This is a genomic window from Streptomyces broussonetiae (genome assembly GCF_009796285.1).
Lineage (GTDB): Bacteria > Actinomycetota > Actinomycetes > Streptomycetales > Streptomycetaceae > Streptomyces > Streptomyces broussonetiae.
The window spans coordinates 2,123,991-2,142,648 of sequence record NZ_CP047020.1 but is presented as its reverse complement, the minus strand read 5'-3'; the positions used below and the strand labels follow the sequence as shown (position 1 = coordinate 2,142,648).

At 71.8% G+C, this 18,658-nt stretch carries 18 protein-coding genes and 1 riboswitch; of the genes, 14 read left to right on the top strand and 4 right to left on the bottom strand.

Annotated elements, in window-relative coordinates; translation table 11 throughout:
• Window positions 1–109: 109 nt before the first annotated feature.
• From GQF42_RS09840 to GQF42_RS09830, 3 genes are all read left to right on the top strand, one after another.
• Complete coding sequence (locus GQF42_RS09840) at window positions 110–763, top strand: DUF4232 domain-containing protein (RefSeq protein WP_158919263.1); 654 nt, start codon at window positions 110–112, stop codon at window positions 761–763.
• Window positions 764–993: 230 nt separating this feature from the next.
• Window positions 994–1,782, top strand: a complete 789-nt coding sequence (locus GQF42_RS09835; protein WP_158919262.1) for a carbon-nitrogen hydrolase family protein — start codon at window positions 994–996, stop codon at window positions 1,780–1,782.
• 68 nt (window positions 1,783–1,850) lie between these two features.
• On the top strand, window positions 1,851–3,563 hold the full coding sequence (locus tag GQF42_RS09830) for a flavin monoamine oxidase family protein (protein WP_158919261.1): 1,713 nt from the start codon (window positions 1,851–1,853) through the stop codon (window positions 3,561–3,563).
• A 43-nt stretch (window positions 3,564–3,606) separates the two neighbouring features.
• Here the strand turns inward: GQF42_RS09830 and GQF42_RS09825 are convergent, their stop codons facing one another.
• Together GQF42_RS09825 and GQF42_RS09820 are read right to left on the bottom strand one after the other, a co-directional pair.
• Complete coding sequence (locus tag GQF42_RS09825) at window positions 3,607–4,536, bottom strand: LLM class F420-dependent oxidoreductase (RefSeq protein ID WP_158919260.1); 930 nt, start codon at window positions 4,534–4,536, stop codon at window positions 3,607–3,609.
• 104 nt (window positions 4,537–4,640) lie between these two features.
• On the bottom strand, window positions 4,641–5,327 hold the full coding sequence (locus GQF42_RS09820; RefSeq protein WP_158919259.1) for a DUF5995 family protein: 687 nt from the start codon (window positions 5,325–5,327) through the stop codon (window positions 4,641–4,643).
• Window positions 5,328–5,745: 418 nt separating this feature from the next.
• Between GQF42_RS09820 and GQF42_RS09815 the strand changes: the two genes are divergently transcribed.
• Window positions 5,746–6,030, top strand: coding sequence for a hypothetical protein (locus tag GQF42_RS09815; protein ID WP_158919258.1), 285 nt, complete (start codon window positions 5,746–5,748; stop codon window positions 6,028–6,030).
• On the opposite strand, the gene GQF42_RS09810 is transcribed toward GQF42_RS09815, so the two are convergent.
• Complete coding sequence (locus GQF42_RS09810) at window positions 5,997–7,388, bottom strand: uracil-xanthine permease family protein (RefSeq protein ID WP_158919257.1); 1,392 nt, start codon at window positions 7,386–7,388, stop codon at window positions 5,997–5,999. The genes GQF42_RS09815 and GQF42_RS09810 overlap by 34 nt on opposite strands.
• 145 nt (window positions 7,389–7,533) lie before the next feature.
• Here GQF42_RS09810 and GQF42_RS09805 point away from each other — a divergent pair, with 145 nt between their 5' ends.
• A complete protein-coding gene (locus GQF42_RS09805) occupies window positions 7,534–8,790 on the top strand; it encodes an alginate lyase family protein (RefSeq protein ID WP_158919256.1) in 1,257 nt (418 codons plus the stop codon).
• A gap of 76 nt (window positions 8,791–8,866) precedes the next feature.
• Window positions 8,867–9,325, top strand: coding sequence for an acyl-CoA thioesterase (locus GQF42_RS09800; protein ID WP_158919255.1), 459 nt, complete (start codon window positions 8,867–8,869; stop codon window positions 9,323–9,325).
• 164 nt (window positions 9,326–9,489) lie between these two features.
• Here GQF42_RS09800 and GQF42_RS09795 read toward each other — a convergent pair whose 3' ends face one another.
• The gene (locus tag GQF42_RS09795) at window positions 9,490–10,704 is read right to left on the bottom strand and encodes an MFS transporter (protein ID WP_158919254.1); all 1,215 of its coding nucleotides are present in this window, start codon (window positions 10,702–10,704) and stop codon (window positions 9,490–9,492) included.
• 141 nt (window positions 10,705–10,845) lie between these two features.
• Here GQF42_RS09795 and GQF42_RS09790 point away from each other — a divergent pair, with 141 nt between their 5' ends.
• From GQF42_RS09790 to GQF42_RS09755, 8 genes are all read left to right on the top strand, one after another.
• Complete coding sequence (locus GQF42_RS09790; protein WP_158919253.1) at window positions 10,846–12,555, top strand: ROK family transcriptional regulator; 1,710 nt, start codon at window positions 10,846–10,848, stop codon at window positions 12,553–12,555.
• 851 nt (window positions 12,556–13,406) lie between these two features.
• A riboswitch (FMN riboswitch) is annotated at window positions 13,407–13,537 on the top strand.
• A gap of 155 nt (window positions 13,538–13,692) precedes the next feature.
• A complete protein-coding gene (locus tag GQF42_RS09785) occupies window positions 13,693–14,301 on the top strand; it encodes a riboflavin synthase (protein ID WP_158919252.1) in 609 nt (202 codons plus the stop codon).
• Entirely contained in the window at window positions 14,298–14,939 is a 642-nt protein-coding gene (gene pnuC, locus GQF42_RS09780) for a nicotinamide riboside transporter PnuC (RefSeq protein WP_158919251.1), read from the top strand. The genes GQF42_RS09785 and pnuC overlap by 4 nt, the downstream gene beginning before the upstream one ends.
• On the top strand, window positions 14,936–16,249 hold the full coding sequence (locus GQF42_RS09775; protein WP_158919250.1) for a bifunctional 3,4-dihydroxy-2-butanone-4-phosphate synthase/GTP cyclohydrolase II: 1,314 nt from the start codon (window positions 14,936–14,938) through the stop codon (window positions 16,247–16,249). Before pnuC ends, GQF42_RS09775 begins: the two co-directional genes overlap by 4 nt.
• Window positions 16,250–16,291: 42 nt before the next feature.
• Window positions 16,292–16,777: a 6,7-dimethyl-8-ribityllumazine synthase gene (gene ribH, locus GQF42_RS09770; RefSeq protein ID WP_158919249.1), complete on the top strand. Its 486-nt coding sequence runs from the start codon at window positions 16,292–16,294 to the stop codon at window positions 16,775–16,777.
• A 34-nt stretch (window positions 16,778–16,811) separates the two neighbouring features.
• The gene (locus GQF42_RS09765) at window positions 16,812–17,084 is read left to right on the top strand and encodes a phosphoribosyl-ATP diphosphatase (protein WP_158919248.1); all 273 of its coding nucleotides are present in this window, start codon (window positions 16,812–16,814) and stop codon (window positions 17,082–17,084) included.
• Window positions 17,085–17,161: 77 nt separating this feature from the next.
• Window positions 17,162–18,019, top strand: a complete 858-nt coding sequence (gene hisG, locus GQF42_RS09760) for an ATP phosphoribosyltransferase (RefSeq protein WP_158919247.1) — start codon at window positions 17,162–17,164, stop codon at window positions 18,017–18,019.
• Window positions 18,020–18,035: 16 nt separating this feature from the next.
• Entirely contained in the window at window positions 18,036–18,500 is a 465-nt protein-coding gene (locus tag GQF42_RS09755) for a PH domain-containing protein (RefSeq protein WP_158919246.1), read from the top strand.
• Window positions 18,501–18,658: the final 158 nt, after the last annotated feature.

Genomic DNA, 18,658 nt, shown 5'->3' with positions numbered 1-18,658 from the left:
AGGGGCGCATCGAGCGGAACGGCTCACAGGCCCGTGACGGTCTCCCCGGTTGGCACGTCACCAGCGCCGCTCGTGCCGCTCGGTGAGCGGCAAGCCTTGAAGGGGAACCATGCGCGTCCAGAAGCTCTCGCTGCTCGCCGTCGTCGCCGTCGCCGGTCTGTCGCTCACCGCCTGCTCGGGCAGCGACAACGGCTCGTCCGACAAGAGCGGCTCCTCGACCCCCAGCCAGAGCGCCGCCTCCGAGGGTTCCGGCTCGCAGGACTCCGGCTCCCAGGGCACCGGCGGCAGCGGCGCGTCCTCCGGCAAGGGCACCGCCGCCGGCACCGGCCAGTCGGGCACGGGCGGCGGTGGCACGGCCGTGGGCGGCGGCGCGGGCGCGTGCAAGACCTCCTGGCTCGCCTTCAGCACCTCCGGCGCGATGGCCGAGGGCGAGCTGATCGTGAACCTGAAGAACACCGGCTCCGCCGCCTGCACCCTCAAGGGCTTCCCCGGTGCCGACCTGAAGAGCAAGGACGGCACCCTCAGCGCCAAGCGCAGCACGGTCGCCCCGGTGGCGGTGAGTGTCAAGCCGGGCGAGGAGACCCGGTTCACGCTGCACTACCCGCGGAACACCTCCGGCGGCAGCGGCGAGACCTTCACCAGCCTGATCGTCACGCCGCCGAACGAGACGCACTCCCACTCCCTGCCGGTCACCATCAACGTCCCCGTCACCGACGGCACCGGCTCCGCCATCACCGTGGACCCGGTCAGCACCGGGAAGTAGCAGCACCCTCGGCCGCCGCTCACGGCCCGGCATCACCCGGTCCCCGTCCGTACCCCGCCTGCCCGGGGTGGGCGGGGACCGTCCTTTGGGGCACGCAACGAATCGCCGCCTCACCCCCGCTGCACGCAACGAACCGCGCACCGGCGCGCAACGGCTCCTTCTTGTCCGGCCGAGCGGGCCGACCGTACCTTCTTTACGGCCCCATAACTCCCGTCCGGTGAGGATCACGCATGCGCACCGCCCTGCTCCAGAGCTCCGGCCGCCCCGGCTCGATCGTGGAGAACCTCGAGGTCCTCGACGCCGCCGCGGGCCGGGCCGCCGCCGCGGGCGCCGCGCTGCTGACGGCCCCGGAGATGTTCCTGACCGGGTACGCGATCGGTGACGACATCGGCCGCCTCGCCGAGCCCGCAGACGGCGCCTGCGCCGACGCCATCGCCGAGACCGCCACCCGGCACGGCATCGCGATCGCCTACGGGTATCCGGAGCGCGACGGCGAGAGCGTCCACAACTCCGCCCAGCTGATCTCCGCCGACGGGACCCGGCTCGCGAACTACCGCAAGACCCACCTCTTCGGCCGCTTCGAGCGCGAGCACTTCACCCCCGGCGAGCAGCCGGTCGTGCAGGCCGAGCTGAACGGCCTGACCGTGGGCCTGATGATCTGCTACGACGTCGAGTTCCCGGAGAACGTCCGCGCCCACGCCCTGGCCGGCACCGACCTCCTCGTCGTCCCCACCGCGCAGATGCACCCCTTCCAGTTCGTCGCCGAGTCCCTCGTGCCGGTGCGCGCCTGGGAGAACCAGATGTACATCGCGTACGTCAACCGGGTCGGCCAGGAAGGGGAGTTCGAGTTCGTCGGGCTCTCGGTCCTCGTCGGCCCCGACGGTGTCGCCCGCGCCCGGGCCGGCCGCGCCGAGGAACTGGTGTTCGCCGACGCCGACCCCGCCTTCCTGGCCGCGTCCCGCGAGGCCAACCCGTATCTGCAGGACCGCCGCCCCCGTCTGTACGGGTCCCTGGTCTGACACCCCCGAGCTTCCCCCGAACTTCTGAACTTCCCCCCGAGTTCTTTCGCGCAAGGAGTCCGTACCCCATGACGTCCACGGTGCCCAACGCCGTCGAGCACACCGACGAGCAGCAGCCGCCGATCACCATGTTCGGCCCGGACTTCCCCTACGCCTACGACGACTTCCTCGCCCACCCCGCGGGCCTCGGCCAGATACCCGCGACCGAGCACGGCACCGAGGTCGCGATCATCGGCGGCGGTCTGTCCGGCATCGTGGCCGCGTACGAGCTGATGAAGATGGGTCTCAAGCCCGTCGTCTACGAGGCCGACCAGATCGGCGGCCGACTGCGCACGGTCGGCTTCGAGGGCTGCGACGAGTCGCTCACGGCCGAGATGGGCGCGATGCGCTTTCCGCCCTCCTCCACCGCGCTGCAGCACTACATCGACCTGGTCGGCCTGCAGACCAGGCCCTTCCCCAACCCGCTGGCCGAGGCGACTCCGTCCACCGTCGTGGACCTCAAGGGCGAGTCGCACTACGCCGAGACCGTCGACGACCTGCCCCAGGTGTACCGGGACGTCGCCGACGCCTGGAACAAGTGCCTCGACGAGGGCGCCGACTTCTCCGACATGAACCGCGCCATGCGCGAGCGGGACGTGCCGCGTATCCGCGAGATCTGGGCGAAGCTCGTCGAGAAGCTCGACAACCAGACCTTCTACGGCTTCCTCTGCGACTCCGAGGCCTTCAAGTCCTTCCGGCACCGTGAGATCTTCGGCCAGGTCGGCTTCGGCACCGGCGGCTGGGACACCGACTTCCCGAACTCCATCCTGGAGATCCTGCGCGTCGTCTACACCGAGGCCGACGACCACCACCGCGGCATCGTCGGCGGCTCCCAGCAGCTGCCGCTGCGCCTGTGGGAGCGCGAGCCGGAGAAGATCGTCCACTGGCCGTACGGCACCTCGCTCAAGTCCCTGCACGTGGACGGCGAGCCGCGCCCGGCCGTGACCCGGCTGCACCGCACCGCGGGCAACCAGATCACGGTGACGGACGCCAACGGTGACATCCGCACCTTCCAGGCGGCGATCTTCACCGCCCAGTCCTGGATGCTGCTGTCCAAGATCGCCTGCGACGACTCGCTCTTCCCGATCGACCACTGGACGGCGATCGAGCGCACCCACTACATGGAGTCCAGCAAGCTCTTCGTGCCGGTCGACCGGCCGTTCTGGCTGGACAAGGCCGTCGACGACAGGGGGAATCCGACCGGCCGGGACGTCATGTCGATGACGCTCACCGACCGCATGACCCGCGGCACCTACCTGCTGGACGACGGCCCGGACAAGCCCGCCGTGATCTGCCTGTCCTACACCTGGTGCGACGACAGCCTCAAGTGGCTGCCGCTGTCCGCGAACGAGCGGATGGAGGTCATGCTGAAGTCGCTCGGCGAGATCTACCCCCAGGTCGACATCAGGAAGCACATCATCGGCAACCCGGTGACCGTCTCCTGGGAGAACGAGCCCTACTTCATGGGCGCGTTCAAGGCCAACCTGCCCGGCCACTACCGCTACCAGCGGCGCCTGTTCACGCACTTCGTGCAGGACCGGCTGCCCGAGGACAAGCGGGGCATCTTCCTCGCCGGCGACGACATCTCCTGGACGGCCGGCTGGGCCGAGGGGGCGATCCAGACCGCGCTGAACGCGGTCTGGGGCGTCATGCACCACTTCGGCGGCGCGACCGACGCGACCAACCCCGGCCCGGGCGACGTCTACGACGAGATCGCACCGGTGGAGCTTCCCGAGGACTGACCGGGTCCACCGGGAGCAAGGACCAAGGCGTGGGCGGCCGGCCTCAGACTCCGGCCGCCCGCGCCTTCTCGAACACCTCGGCGGCGACGTCCTTCAGCTCCTGAGCGTCCCGCGCGCCGCTCTGCAGGTCGATCAGGATCTCGTCCATGCCGATCGCCGCGTGCTCCACGAGATCCGAAACGATCTGCTCGACACTGCCTTGGAAGGGCCTGCGGTCGGCACCCTCGTACGGCTTCGCCTCGCGCGCGGTGTTCACGCGCAGCACCGTCCGGATCGGCCGCGTACGACCCCGCTCCTCGGCCAGCTCCCGCAACTGCCGCCACTGGCCGGCGACCTGCTCGGCGCTGAAGCCCGCCGGCAGCCAGCCGTCGGCGTGGTCGACCAGCCGCTGGAAGGCCCGCCTGTTGCCCGCGGCCAGCATGACCGGGATCGGCCGCACCGGCTTGGGCCCGACCACGGCGGAGGCGATCTTCGTCAGGGTGCCGTCGTAGCCGACCGGATCCGGACCCCACACCGCGCGGCACACCTCGATGATCTCGTCCAGCACCTTGCCGCGCTCCTCGAAGGGGCGGACCGCGGAGGCGGCGTACTCGTCCAGGGACCAGCCGGTGCCCAGGCCCGCGATCACCCGTCCGCCGCTCGCCACGTCCAGCGAGGCGAGGGCCTTGGCGAGCTGGAACGGCATGTGCAGCGGGGCCACCAGGACGCTGGAGCCCAGCTCCGCACGCTCGGTGGCGGTCGCGGCCAGGGCGAGGGTGACCAGCGGATCCGCCACGTTGCGGTACTCGTCCGGCCAGGGCACGCCCGCCATGTTGTACAGCCCCTGGGTGGCGGGCTCGGGGAACAGGGCCCGTTCGAAGACCCACAGGCTCTCGTAGCCGATCCGCTCGGCGGCACGGGCCACGTCGGGCACGTCCTTGCCGATGGAGTACTGACGCATCTGGGGAAGACCGAGACCGAGCCGTGTGGTCATGTTCGCTCCTTCGCGAGGGGGTGCCGGAGGTCAACGCGCGGCGATGACACGGCTGTTCCGGGGTGCCTGGCGCGGGGTCCGGATCCGGCCAGGCCGGTCGAGGCTCAGTCCGCGAACGGAGTGAGCAGCATCCGGCCCGCGAAACCCACGGCGGCGTCCAGCCGTTCGGTGAACTCCTCGGCGACCTCGCCGCAGTGGCGCAGCGCCCACAGCGCCCGTGCTGCCGCCCAGGTCGCGTCCCGGGCCCGGTCCAGACTCCAGGAGCCCAGCAGATGGGTGAGCGGATCGGCGATCTGGAGCAGGTCGGGCCCCGGCATCAGGTCCTCGCGGATGCGCTCCTCCAGCGAGGCGAGGAGATCGCCCACCCGGTCGAACTCGTCCTCCAGATCGGCCGGTTCGCAACCGAGCACACGGCAGGCGTCCACCACGGCCAGCGCCAGGTCGTGGCCGATGTGCGCGTTGATGCCCGCCAGAGCGAACTGCAGCGGTCGTACCCCGCGATGGCCGCGGAGCTGGAACAGCGGCCGCCAGCAGGCGGGCGGCCGGTGCTCCGCCGCGGCCGCGTCGACCGCGGCCAGGTAGCGCTGCGCGAACCGCACGTCCAGGGCGATCGCCGCCCGTGGGTCCGGGAACTCCCCCGCGTCCAGGCGCCGGTCGATCTCCTCGGTGACGGTGAGGTAGACGCGGTTGAACACGGCGACCCCGTCACGCTCGGGCAGGGCCGCGTCCAGGGCGCGCATCCGGGAGACCACCGCGTCGACGGGAGTGGTGAAGTGTTCCAACTGCGCCATGGGGGAAGGGTCCCAGCCCCGGACCGGCCGACGTGCCGACCGGCCCGGCGCTTCCCCGGAACGGGGGAACGCCGGGGGACGCATCCGTGCACGCAGGGGGGAACGGCACGGTGTCGGGCCCACGCGTCCGGCGCCGGTGGGAGGCCGAGGTTCGGCGGTGTCCCCGAGGGGCACGGGGAACCGCGCGATCAGCCGTGTTGGGGCCGCGGGTGGCCGACGGCCCGGCACGGCCCTCCCGCGGAGCCCCGGCACGATCGCCGTCCGGGTCCGGGCGTGATCCTCCGGGCGGATCCGAAGGTCCGGGTCGGCCGCCCGACCGAGTCCGGCCGCACCGCCCGGTTCACCTCGCGGGCCCGCGGGAGCCGGGTGCCGCAGGCGGCGGATCCCAAGGCGCGGGTCCGCCACGACACCGGCCGCCTTGGCCGGGAACCCCGACGACCCGGCCGCACTGTTCGGGCCGCCGGGGGCAGCCGACCCGGACGGCGCCTTGAGCACCGTCTCCGCCCTCCGCGCCGCGGCCGACGACATCGTCAACGACCGCCGGGTCCTCGGCGCGCTGATCGACACCGGCCGCGACGGCGACGGCGGCCCGCCGGCCGGCGATGTGACCCGGCCGGCCGGAGGATCGGCAGGGCGCCGACGGGCCGTGGGGGAGCTTGCGTCGTACGCCTACGACTGGGCGCGCGACTCGTCCGCGTCGTAGCTGGAGGTGCCCTCGTCCAGCAGCGGTTCCTGCTTCTTCAGATGGGCCGGGGCGAAGGCGCGCAGGGCGTGGTAGCCGGTGATGACGACCAGGGTGCCGAGGGCGATGCCGCTGAGCGAGAAGTTGCTGGTGAACTTCATGCTGACGTTGCCGACACCGATGATGACGCCCGCGGCGGCCGGCACCAGGTTCAGCGGGTTGCGCAGATCCACCTTGGCGTTGAGCCAGATCTGGGCGCCGAGCAGGCCGATCATGCCGTAGAGGATGACGGTGATGCCGCCGAGCACACCGCCCGGGATCGCGGCCACGATCGCGCCGAACTTCGGGCAGAGGCCGAAGAGCAGCGCGAAGCCGGCGGCGGCCCAGTAGGCGGCGGTGGAGTAGACGCGGGTGGCGGCCATCACGCCGATGTTCTCGGAGTACGTGGTGTTCGGCGGGCCGCCCACGGCGGTGGACAGCATGGAGGCGACGCCGTCCGCCGAGATCGCCGTGCCGAGCTTGTCGTCCAGCGGGTCGCCGGTCATCTCGCCGACCGCCTTGACGTGGCCCGCGTTCTCCGCGACCAGCGCGATGACGACCGGGAGCGCGACCAGGATCGCCGACCACTGGAAGCTCGGTCCGTGGAAGTGCGGCAGCCCGATCCAGTCGGCCTTGCCGACACCGGAGAGGTCCAGGCGCCAGTGGTCGGTGATCCGGCCGCTGCCGTCGGTCGAGTGGATCTTGCCGAAGATCCGGTCGAAGGCCCAGGAGATGCCGTACCCGAAGATCAGGCCGAGGAAGATCGCGATGCGCGACCAGAACCCGCGCAGGCAGACGATGGCCAGACCGGTGAAGAGCATGACCAGCAGGGCGGTCCACTGGTCCTGCGGCCAGTAGGTGGAGGCGGTCACCGGGGCCAGGTTGAAGCCGATCAGCATGACCACCGCGCCGGTGACGATCGGCGGCATGGCCGCGTGGATGATCCGTGCGCCGAAGCGCTGTACCGCGAGCCCCACCAGGAACAGCACGGCGCCGACGACGAACACCGCACCGGTCACGGTGGCGCTGGTCCCGCCCTGGGCGCGGATGACGGCGGCCACACCCACGAACGACAGGGAGCAGCCGAGGTAGCTCGGCACCCGGCCGCGGGTGGCGAGCAGGAAGATCACGGTCGCGACGCCCGACATCATGATCGCGAGGTTCGGGTCGAGACCCATCAGAACGGGTGCGACGAAAGACGCCCCGAACATCGCGACCACATGCTGGGCGCCCAGGCCCACCGTGCGGGGCCAGGAGAGCCGTTCGTCGGGGCGTACCACCGCTCCGGGCGCGGGCGTGCGCCCGTCACCGTGCAGTTTCCAGCGCACGCCGAGGTCCATGGTGCGGTTTCGCTTTCTTACGTACGTGAAGACGGTCCGAACCATTGTCACGGGTAACGAGCGGCTCTACGCTCGCACGGTCGTACTCATGAACATCGTTCATATGCATGACTGGCGTCTGATCCGTGACCGATCGGAGTGCTCGATGAGTGGAAGTTCCCGTGCGGCCGTGCTGCTGGCCGCCGTGGTGACGTTCGGGGCCGCGCTCGTCCCGTCCGCGCACGCCGCGCCCAGGGCCCCGAGGACCGCCGTCCTCGACGGCGGCCGCCTCCAGCAGACGCGCGCCCGGCTGGGCCACGACCCCCGGCTGCGGCGTGCGCTCGACGACCTGACCACGCGCGCCGACGGCTGGCTGGACCAGGGTCCCTGGACGGTCGTCGACAAGCCGAGGCCCGCACCGGGCGGCGACGTCCACGAGTATCTGAGCCAGGCCCCGTACTGGTGGCCGACGACCACCCCCACCGCCGACAACCCCTGGGGCTGCCCGTACGTCCAGCGCGACGGGCAGCGCAATCCGGAGGTCGACAGCGGCACCGACCGGCAGGACGTCGAGAAGGTCTTCGACTCGGCGTACGATCTCTCGCTCGCCTGGTACTACACGGGCAAGCGCGCCTATGCCGAGAAGGCCGGACAGATCATGCGCACCTGGTTCCTGGACCCGGCCACCCGGATGAACCCCGACCTGAACCACGCGCAGTTCATCCCGTGCAAGTACGACGGCAGGTCCATCGGCATCATCGACTTCTCGCAGTCGTACACGAGCGTCCTCGACGCCCAGGCGATCCTCGCCTCCGGTGCCCCCGGCTGGAGCGCCAAGGACCGCACGGCGATGGGCAAGTGGAACGCGGACTTCCTGGGCTGGCTGACGAACAGCGACTTCGGCAAGGAGGAGGGCGCCGCCGCCAACAACCACGGCACCTTCTACGACATGCAGCTCGCCGCCCTCGCCTACGCCACCGGCGACACCGCCCTCGCCCGGCGGACCGTGCTCGACGCGCGCGCCAGGCGGATCGACCCGCAGATCGCGGCCGACGGCAGCCAGCCCCAGGAACTCGCCCGCACCCGCAGCTGGCACTACTCGACCTTCGACCTCGTCGCCTACACCCGGCTCGCGGCCATCGGCCGGCACGTCGGCGTGGACCTCTGGTCGTACCGGGGGCCGGACGGGCAGAGCCTGTTCAAGGCGGTCGACTACCTGCTGCCGGCCGCGACCGGCGCCGCCGCCTGGTCGCATCCGGAGCTGGAGTTCCACCGGTACGCCGCCACCGACGTCGTCCATGCGGCGGCCGACGCGGGGGACAGTGCGGCGAAGGCGGCCGTCGCACAGCTTGAGACCCCGCCCGGCGGCGACCTGTGGGCGCTGCGGCCCGCCGCCGAGCAGCTGGACTCCATCGCGGGCTGAGCGGGCGCCGGCCAGGGCTCCTGAGCGGTCGCTTAGTATGTAACCGTCTCACCAGCTATGTTCAGGAGCCCCACCCGTGACCGCCGAAGCCCCGATCGCGCCGGCCCTCTCCTACGGCCGGCTGATCCCCGTCACCGTCCACTTCGACGACCTCGACGCGCTCGGACTCCTGCACAACGCCCGCTACCCGCTCCTGGTCGAGCGCGCCTGGACGGAGCTGTGGAACGAGTACGGCGTCCGCTTCGAGGGCGACTGGCACGCGGCCGGCGACGCCTGCAACGCCGTCCGCGAGCTGCGCATCAGCTATGAGGCACCGGTGACCAGTCCCGGCGCCTACGCCGTCCACCTCTGGCTCGAGCGGCTCGGCACCACCGGCCTGACCTACGGCTTCCGGTTCTGCTCGGCGGACGGGACGCAGACCTACGCCCAGGGCGCCCGGGTGCTGGTCCGGCTGGACGCCACCACCATGCGCCCGGCGCCCTGGACGGACGGCTTCAGGACCGTCGGCAGGGAACTGCTGCGCCCTGCCGACTGAGCTTCCTGGCAACGAGGGGCGCGGGCTGCCGGCACGGGGATGGGTCGAGGGCGGGCCGGGGGCGGCCGTCAGGGTCGTGGACGCCCGCACGGCCGCGGCTCGGGAACGGCTCTCAGGGCCGCGGGTCGGGAACGGCTCTCAGGGCCGCGGGTCGGGAACGGCTCTCAGGGCCGCGGGTCGGGAACGGCGGCGGGCCGCGCACCGACCTCCGGGCGGCCTGCGCGCTCGGCGCTGCGCAGCACGCCCGCGAAGACCGCGAGCCCGCATGCCAGCATCGTCACCACGCAGAACGACACCACCAGACTGGTCGCCTGGGCCACCCCGCCGATCAGGCTCGGCGCGATCAGCCCCGAGGTGTAGGTGATCGTGGCCACGCCCGCTATGGCCTGGCTGGGATTCGGGCCCGCGTGCCCGGCCGCCGCGAAGCACAGCGGTACCACCACCGCGATACCGAGCCCCATCAGCCCGAACCCGCCCATCGCCACCGCCGGGTGCCCGGCCAGGACGATCAGCAGACCGCCCAGCACGGCCAGTACCCCGCCGGCCCGCACGGTGCGGACCGTGCCGAACCGGTTCACCATCACGTCACCGGCGATCCGGGCCACGGCCATCGTCAGCATGAAGCCGGTCGTACAGGCCGCAGCCACGGCGGCCGAACTGCCCAGCCGGTCCCGCAGAAACACCGCCGACCAGTCCAGGCTCGCGCCCTCCGCGAACACCGCGCAGAAGCCGACCGTGCCGATGAGCAGCGCCGAGCGCGGCGGCAGCGCGAACCGCGGCGGCGGCTCCTCGTCCTCGGCGGGCTGCAGGTCCAGCACCCAGGAACAGGCCACCACTCCGAGCACGGTGAGCGCGGCCGCGGCGAGCACGAAGTGCAGCCGGGCGTCCGCGCCCAGGTGCGCGGCGAGCGTGCCGGCCGCCGATCCGGTCAGCGCGCCCGCACTCCACATGCCGTGCAGCCCCGACATGACCGACTTGCCCAGCAGTCGCTCGACCTCGACGCCGAGCGCGTTCATCGCGACGTCGGCCGTGCCCGCGCTCGCGCCGTAGGTGAACATCGCCAGGCACAGCGTGTACAGGTTCGGCGCCAGGGACGGCAGGACGAGTGACAGCGTCCACAGCGCGAGCAGCCCGCGCAGGGCCGTACGGCTGCCGAAGCGGTGGCTGATGCGGCCCGCGAGCGGCATCGCGCACGAGGCGCCGAGCGCCGTGAACGCCAGCGCGAACCCCAACTGGCCCGTGCTCAGCGCCGCGTGGTCCTGGATCCACGGCACCCGGGTGGCGAAAGAGCCGGTCACGGCACCGTGCACCGCGAACACGGCTGCCACGGCGTATCGAGCGCGCCTCACTTCGCCGGGCGCGTACCTCACGTCACTCATGTTCCGGCCCCTCCCCACGGGTCGCCCTCGCGGCACGCGGCGTAAACTATCAGGGACCCTGCCTGATAGATAGACGGTTTTACGGCCGCCGCCCCGGGGCGCGCCGGTCCCGGGGGCGGCCGATCTGGGAGGATTCCCGCCATGCCCGCATCACCCAGCACCGCCCGGGCCATCAACGACCGCCTCGCCCTGCGCCTGCTCCAGCAGGAAGGCCCGCTGACGGCAGGGCAGTTGAAGCAACTGACGGGGTTGTCCCGGCCGACCGTCGCCGATCTCGTGGAGCGGCTCGGCACCGCCGGGCTGATCACCGTGGTCGGCGAGTCCGGGGAGCAGCGCCGTGGCCCGAACGCACGGCTGTACGGCATCGTCGCCGGCCGCGCGCATCTGGCCGCGCTCGACGTCCGTACCGAGGGCGTGTTCGTGCTCGTCTCCGACCTGCTCGGGCGGGTGCTGGCGGAGGCGTCCGTGCCGATCGGCGGGGACACCGGGACCGGGCCCGCCGTGGAGCAGGCGGTGGCCGCGGTGGAACGCACCGCCAAGGAGGCGGGAGCCGACCGGCTGCACACCGTCGGCATCGGCGCCCCGGGTCTCATCGACCCGGCCACCGGCGATCTGCGGGACTCCGGCGGGCTGCCCGCCTGGCACCGCAGCCTGGCCGCCGCCCTGCAGGAACGGCTGCCCGGGGCCCGCGTCACCGTGGAGAACGAGACCAACCTCGCCGCCCTGGCCGAACAGCGCGAGGGGGTCGCCCGGGACCGGGACACCTTCGTCCTGCTCTGGCTCGGCCACGGCGTCGGCGCGGCGGTCGTCCTCGACGGCACCCTGCGCCGCGGCGCCTCGGGCGGGACCGGCGAGATCGGCTTCCTGCCGGTCCCGGGCACCGGCTCGCTGCCCTCGGCGACGGACTGCGACGGCGGCTTCCACTCCCTGGCGGGCGCGGCGGCGATCGGCTCCCTGGCGGCGGACTGCGGCCTGCCGGTACCGGCCACGATGGACGGTCCGGGGGCGGCGGTGGTGGTACGCGAAGCCGTGACGAAGGCCGCCTCGGCCGCCCCCGGCGACGGGTCCGCCACGACGGCTTCCGGTGTTCCCTCGGCATCGGCGGTGTCCGGTGGTGGGTCTGCTGAGGTGGTTTCCGGCGTTCCTTCGGCCTCGATGGTGTCCGGTGGTGGGTCTGCTGAGGTGGTTTCCGGCGTTCCTTCGGCCTCGATGGTGTCCGGTGGTGGCTCTGTCGAGGTGGTTCCCGGCGTTCCCGGCGTTCCCTCGGCCTCGGCTGTGTCCGGCGATGGATCCGTTGCGGCGGCTTCCGTTGTTCCTTCGGTCTTGGCCTCGGCCGCGCCCGGCGACCCGTCCCCTGCGGCGGCTTCGGGTGCCCGCCCGGCCTCGGCCGCCCCCGGCGACCGGTCCGCCACGACCGGTCCCGGCGCTCAGACCGCCCGGCCCGTCTCCGGCGCTGACGCGGCGTCGGCCGTTGCCGGCACCGACCCGGCGTCGGCCGTCTCGGGCGTTGCCCCGACGCAGCCCGTTTCCGGTGCCCTCCCCGCTTCAGCCGTCCCCGGTGATCATCCCGCCGGCCGCTTCCTCCACCTCCTCGCCGATCGGATCGCCGTGGGGGTCGCCTCCGTCGTGGCCGTCCTCGATCCCGGTTGTGTGGTGCTCGGCGGGGAGGCCGGGCAGGCCGGCGGCGCGGTGCTCGCGGGGCTGGTGGAGGAGCGGCTGCGCCGGATGTCGCCGCTGCGCACGCAGGTGCGGGCGAGCACCCTCGGCGGCTCGGCGGTGCTGCGCGGGGCGCTCCTGACTGCCCGGGACCGTGCTCAGGACGAGCTGTTCGCGCCGCCGGGCCCGAGCTGACCCTCCTCGGTCGGCGAACCGCCGTCGCCGTCCCGGGCGCCCCCCGAACGTCACCTTCCCCACCGCCTGTTCCGGAGCCGGACGGCTGCCGTGCGGAAGGCGCGGGCCAGGATGCGGAGGAGCGGATCCGAGCCGCCCCTGTCCGCCCCCCGCCCGGCCGGCCGGCGTGGCGAGCGTCAACTCGGGCGGCTCGTCGGCGACTTCGGTCACTCGCGCGCACCCACGCAGGGAACGACGACGTACGGTTGCGCATGCTTCACCGACCGAGGCCGGACAACCCCCGGGAAGCGCAGGCCCCTGCCCTCCGGTCCGACGCCCGTCGGCGCCGAGCCGCTCGAGCCGCACCGGCCCTGCCGTCGAGACCTGGTGGAGCCACTCCGCCGATCCCGGGCGGGCGATCCGGCCGCCGGACGCACCCACCGGCTCCGGCGGCGCAGGGGCAGGGACCCTCCGAACGCTCTCAGTGCCGCGCCCGGGCCGAGGAGAGCCGGTTCCGGTACGAGCCGGCGTCGGCGGCCTCGGCGAGCCGTGGGCCCGGGCGCGCGAGCGGCGATCGGCGGCAGTGTCGGGCCCGTCGGCCTGCAGGAACACGCTCCGCGTCCTGTCGGCGTGGCCTGGCGGCCCGGCGGCGGGCAAGGGCCGTCGTCACCGCCGCCGGACCCGCCCGCACCCTAAAAGGACTAGACCAGTGCGGTCAATGGTCCGAACCACCGTCAAGCAGGTGCTCACACGCGGCAGTTGACCCATGTGACTGCGCCGCGCAAGTCCGGTGACACGGGCTGTGAGGGAGCCCACACCGCCCGCCTGTCTGGATGACGGTCCGGCGTGGCACACTGGCCGTGTACCAGAAGCAGCGCACTCCGGGGTCGGTGAAAGTCCGAACCGGCGGTTACAGTCCGCGACCCGGTCGCTTCCAGCGGCCGGTTGACCAGGTGAAATTCCTGGACCGACGGTTAAAGTCCGGATGGGAGGCAGTGCGCGGCGAGCGGGCACGTCTCCGTGCGCGCCGTCGTATCTGGGCTCGTCCGTACCCGGACGGGTCCTTGTCGACGTCGTTCCGGTGTGCTCACTCGTACATTCTGTCGTCATCGACAGGCCCCGGAGTCCGTGCCCGAATGAGGCAGGAGGACCCGGGAAGTGTTCACCGGAATCGTCGAAGAGCTGGGTGAGGTCACCGCCGTCGAGAACCTCGACGACGCCTCCCGCTTCAAGCTCCGTGGTCCCGTCGTGACCGAGGGCGCGCAGCACGGCGACTCCATCGCCGTGAACGGGGTCTGTCTCACCGTCGTGGAGCACGAGGGCGACGAGTTCACGGCCGACGTCATGGCCGAGACCCTCAAGCGCTCCAGCCTCGGCGCGCTCACCGTCGGCTCCCGCGTCAACCTCGAACGCCCCATGGCCGTCGGTGCCCGCCTCGGCGGCCACATCGTCCAGGGCCACGTCGACGGCACCGGCCAGGTGCTGGCCCGCACGCCCTCCGACCACTGGGAGATCGTGAAGATCTCCCTCCCCGCGGACCTCGCCCGCTACGTCGTCGAGAAGGGCTCCATCACCGTCGACGGCATCAGCCTCACCGTCGTGGAAGCGGGCCCCGACCACTTCACCGTCAGCCTCATCCCGACCACCCTCGCCCTGACCACGCTCGGCCTGAAGCAGCCCGGCGACCCGGTCAACCTGGAGGTCGACGTCGTCGCCAAGTACGTCGAGCGGCTCCTCGGCGACCGCGTCCCGGGGGCCGGCAAGTGAACTGGCTGAACTCCGAGGCCTTCACCCTCTTCGGCCAGCGCATCATCTGGTCGGACATGGTCGGCAACATCCTCGGCCTGATCACCCTCGCCCTCGGCTGGCGCCGCTCCCTGTGGACCTGGCCCGTGCAATTCCTGTCCGGCCTCGTCCTGTTCGCCGCCTTCTACGGCCATCTGACCGGCAGCGCCGGCAAACAGGCCGTCGTCATGGCCGTGGCCCTCTACGGCTGGTGGCAGTGGCAGCGCACCAAGGACCGGGCCGGCGACGGCCACATCACGCCCCGCTTCGCCACCTGGCGCGAGCGCGCGACCATGCTCGCCGCGGCGGCCGTCGGCACGGTCGCCGTCGCCCTGTTCTTCCAGGCGTACCCGAGCCTGTCCTGGGACCCCTGGCCCGACGCCTACATCTTCGTCGGCACCATCGTCGCCATGTACGCCCAGGCCAAGAGCATGGTCGAGTTCTGGATCGCCTGGCTCCTCGTCGACCTCGTCGGCGTCCCCCTCAACTTCACCAACGGCTACGCCTTCTCCGGTTTCGTCTACGTCATCTACGGCGCGCTCGTCCTGTGGGGCATGCGCGACTGGTGGCTGCGCTCCCGCAGGCGTCCGCAGCCCGTCCTGGAAGGAGCACCGGCATGACCGCGGCAAGTCTGCTCTATGACACCGACCCCATCGAGGGCTTCCTGCTCGACCCCGTCGAGCAGGCCATCGCCGACATCGCCGCCGGCCGCCCGGTCGTGGTCGTGGACGACGAGGACCGGGAGAACGAGGGCGACCTCGTCATCGCAGCCGAGAAGGCCACCCCCGAGATCGTCGCCTTCATGATGAGCGAGTGCCGGGGCCTGATCTGCGCCCCCATGGAGGGTGCGGAACTGGACCGGTTGCGGCTGCCGCAGATGGTCGAGGACAACACCGAGTCGATGAAGACGGCGTTCACCGTCTCCGTGGACGCCTCCGCCGCGCACGGGGTGACCACCGGCATCTCGGCCTCCGACCGCGCCACCACGCTCCAGCTGCTCGCGAGCGGTACGGCCGAGCCGACGGAGTTCGTCCGCCCCGGCCATGTCTTCCCGCTGCGCGCCAAGCCCGGCGGTGTCCTCGTGCGCAACGGCCACACCGAGGCCGCCGTCGACCTCGCCCGGCTCGCGGGCCTGCGCCCGGCCGGCGCCATCGTGGAGATCGCCGGCGAGGACGGCCGGATGCTGCGGCTGCCCGAGCTGATCCCGTTCGCCCGCAAGCACGGCCTGACGATCATCTCCATCGAGGACCTGATCGCCTACCGCCGCGGCAGCGAGCCCACCGTCCGCCGTGAGGCCGAGACCCGCCTGCCCACCGCGCACGGCACCTTCACCGCCTACGGCTACCGGTCCACTGTCGACGGCGTCGAGCACGTCGCCCTCGTGCACGGCGAGATCGGCGACGGCGAGGACGTCCTGGTCCGCGTCCACTCCGAATGCCTCACCGGCGACGTCTTCGGCTCCCTGCGCTGCGACTGCGGCCCGCAGCTGGACGCGGCCCTGGAGCGCATCCAGAAGGAGGGCCGGGGTGTGGTGGTCTACCTGCGCGGACACGAGGGGCGCGGCATCGGCCTGCTGTCCAAGCTCAGGGCGTACGAGCTGCAGGAACAGGGCCGTGACACCCTCGACGCCAACCTCGAACTCGGCCTGCCCGCCGACGCGCGCGACTACGGCGCCGGCGCGCAGATCCTCACCGACCTCGGTGTGCGCAGCGTCCGGCTCATGACCAACAACCCGGACAAGACCGACGCACTGCTGCGCCACGGCCTGAGGGTCACCGGCCGCGAGCCGATGCCGGTCCAGGCCGGCGAACACAACCTGCGGTACCTGCGCACCAAGCGGGACCGGATGGGGCACGATCTGCCCTGGCTGGACACGCCCACCGAACCGACCGGCACGGCCGCTTCGGCGGCGGGCTGCGGCAACCAGTAAGCGAGAAGGCCGAAAAGGCCGAAAGGCACGGAGAGGAAACACGTGAGCGGCAAGGGTGCACCGGAGCTGTCCGTACGGGGCGCGAGCGACCTCAGGGTCGCCGTCATCGCGGCGCAGTGGCACGAGAAGGTGATGGACGGTCTGGTGAACGGCGCCCTGCGCGCCCTGCACGACCTGGGGATCGACGAGCCGACCCTGATCCGGGTCCCCGGCAGCTTCGAGCTGCCGGTCGCCGCCAAGGCCCTGGCGGGCCGCGGCTACGACGCGGTGGTCGCCCTCGGCGTCGTGATCCGCGGTGGCACCCCGCACTTCGACTACGTGTGCCAGGGCGTCACCCAGGGACTCACCCAGGTCAGCATCGAGACCGGTGTGCCCGTCGGCTTCGGTGTGCTCACCTGCGACACCGAGGAGCAGGCCCTGGACCGGGCCGGCATCGAGGGCTCGAACGAGGACAAGGGGCACGAGGCGGTGACCGCCGCGGTGGCGACCGCGGCCACGCTGCGCTCAGTATCCGAACCCTGGCACTAGGTCGGCCGCCTCAACGGCTAGGGTGGGGCACACCATGTCCAAGAAGACGTTCGAGCAGCTCTTCACCGAGCTCCAGCACAAGGCCGCAAACGGCGATCCCGCCACCTCCCGCACCGCAGAGCTGGTCGGCAAGGGCGTCCATGCCATCGGCAAGAAGGTCGTCGAAGAGGCCGCCGAGGTCTGGATGGCGGCCGAGTACGAGGGCAAGGAGGCGGCCGCCGAGGAGATCTCGCAGCTGCTGTACCACGTCCAGGTGATGATGGTCGCCCGCGGGATCTCCCTGGACGACGTCTACGCCCATCTGTGAACCGCGCGCCGCGACACGCCCAGAAGCGGTAAGCCGTAAAGCCGTACACATCCCTTCACGCAAAGGAAGCCGACCTCATGCTGCGCATCGCCGTCCCCAACAAGGGTTCCCTGTCCGGCCCTGCGGCGGACATGCTGCATGAGGCCGGCTACCAGCAGCGACGTGAGTCCAAGGAACTGCGGATCGTCGACCCGGAGAACGAGGTCGAGTTCTTCTACCTCCGCCCCCGTGACATCGCGATCTACGTCTCCTCCGGCCGCCTCGACATCGGCATCACCGGCCGTGACCTGCTGATCGACTCCGCCGCCGACGCCGAGGAGATCCTCCCGCTCGGCTTCGCCCGCTCCACCTTCCGCTTCGCCTCCAAGCCCGGCACGGCCAACGGCATCGAGGACCTCAAGGGCAAGACGGTCGCCACCTCCTACGAGGGCATCGTCGCCAAGCACCTCGCGGACAGCGGCATCGACGCCTCCGTCGTTCACCTGGACGGCGCCGTGGAGACCGCGATCGAGCTGGGCGTCGCCGAGGTCATCGCCGACGTCGTAGAGACCGGCACCAGCCTGCGCAACGCCGGCCTGGAGGTCTTCGGCGAGCCGATCATGAAGTCCGAGGCGGTCGTCATCCGTCGCACCGGTGCCGACGCCGACGAGGCCGCTGAGCCCAAGGTCCAGCAGTTCCTGCGCCGCCTCCAGGGTGTCCTGGTCGCGCGGACGTACGTGATGATGGACTACGACTGCCGGGTGGAACAGCTGGAGAAGGCCGTCGCGCTCACTCCGGGCCTGGAGTCCCCGACCGTATCCCCGCTGCACAACGAGGGCTGGGTCGCGGTGCGGGCCATGGTTCCCGCGAAGGAGGCGCAGCGGATCATGGACGACCTCTACGCCATCGGCGCCCGCGCCATCCTGACCACGGCCATCCACGCCTGCCGCCTGTAGAGGGGTACGCCGACCGATGTCCGACCTGACCCCCCTTCCCGATCTCCCCGTCACCTTCCGGCCGGGCCACACCCGGGCGATCCTGCTCACCGCCGGCGTGGCGATCTTCCTGACCATCTCGGCAGTCGCCCTGCTGCTGGAGCAGCTGAGCCCGGGGGAGCGGCTCAGCTTCATCTTCACCGGAGCGCTCATCTGCTGGGTGCTGGCCCAGCTGGCCCGCATCAAGGTGGTTGCCGACGAGTCCGGTGTCACCGTGGTGAACATCGTCACCAAGCGGCACCTGGAGTGGGCGGAGATCGTTCAGGTGAACCTCCGCCCGGGCGACCCGTGGGTGTTCCTCAACCTCAGCGACGGCACCAGCCTGCCCGCGCTCGGCATCCAGCCTGGCCTCGCCAAGCAGCGGGCCATCGCCGACGCGCGGGCCCTGCGGGAACTGGCCGAGGTCCGCTCGACGGCCGGCGGAGCCGAGGACCGGGGCTGATCCGGGAGCGGGTCGGGGCTCACTCGGGGGTGGATCGGGGCCGACTCGGGGGCGCCCGCCCTGCCCGACCGGCCCGTGACTTGATTAATCTGGTGGCGGAGGCCTTTTCGCTGCGCCTCCGCCCCTGCGCGCCCCCCGGTGCCCAGGGGTTCCTGCTA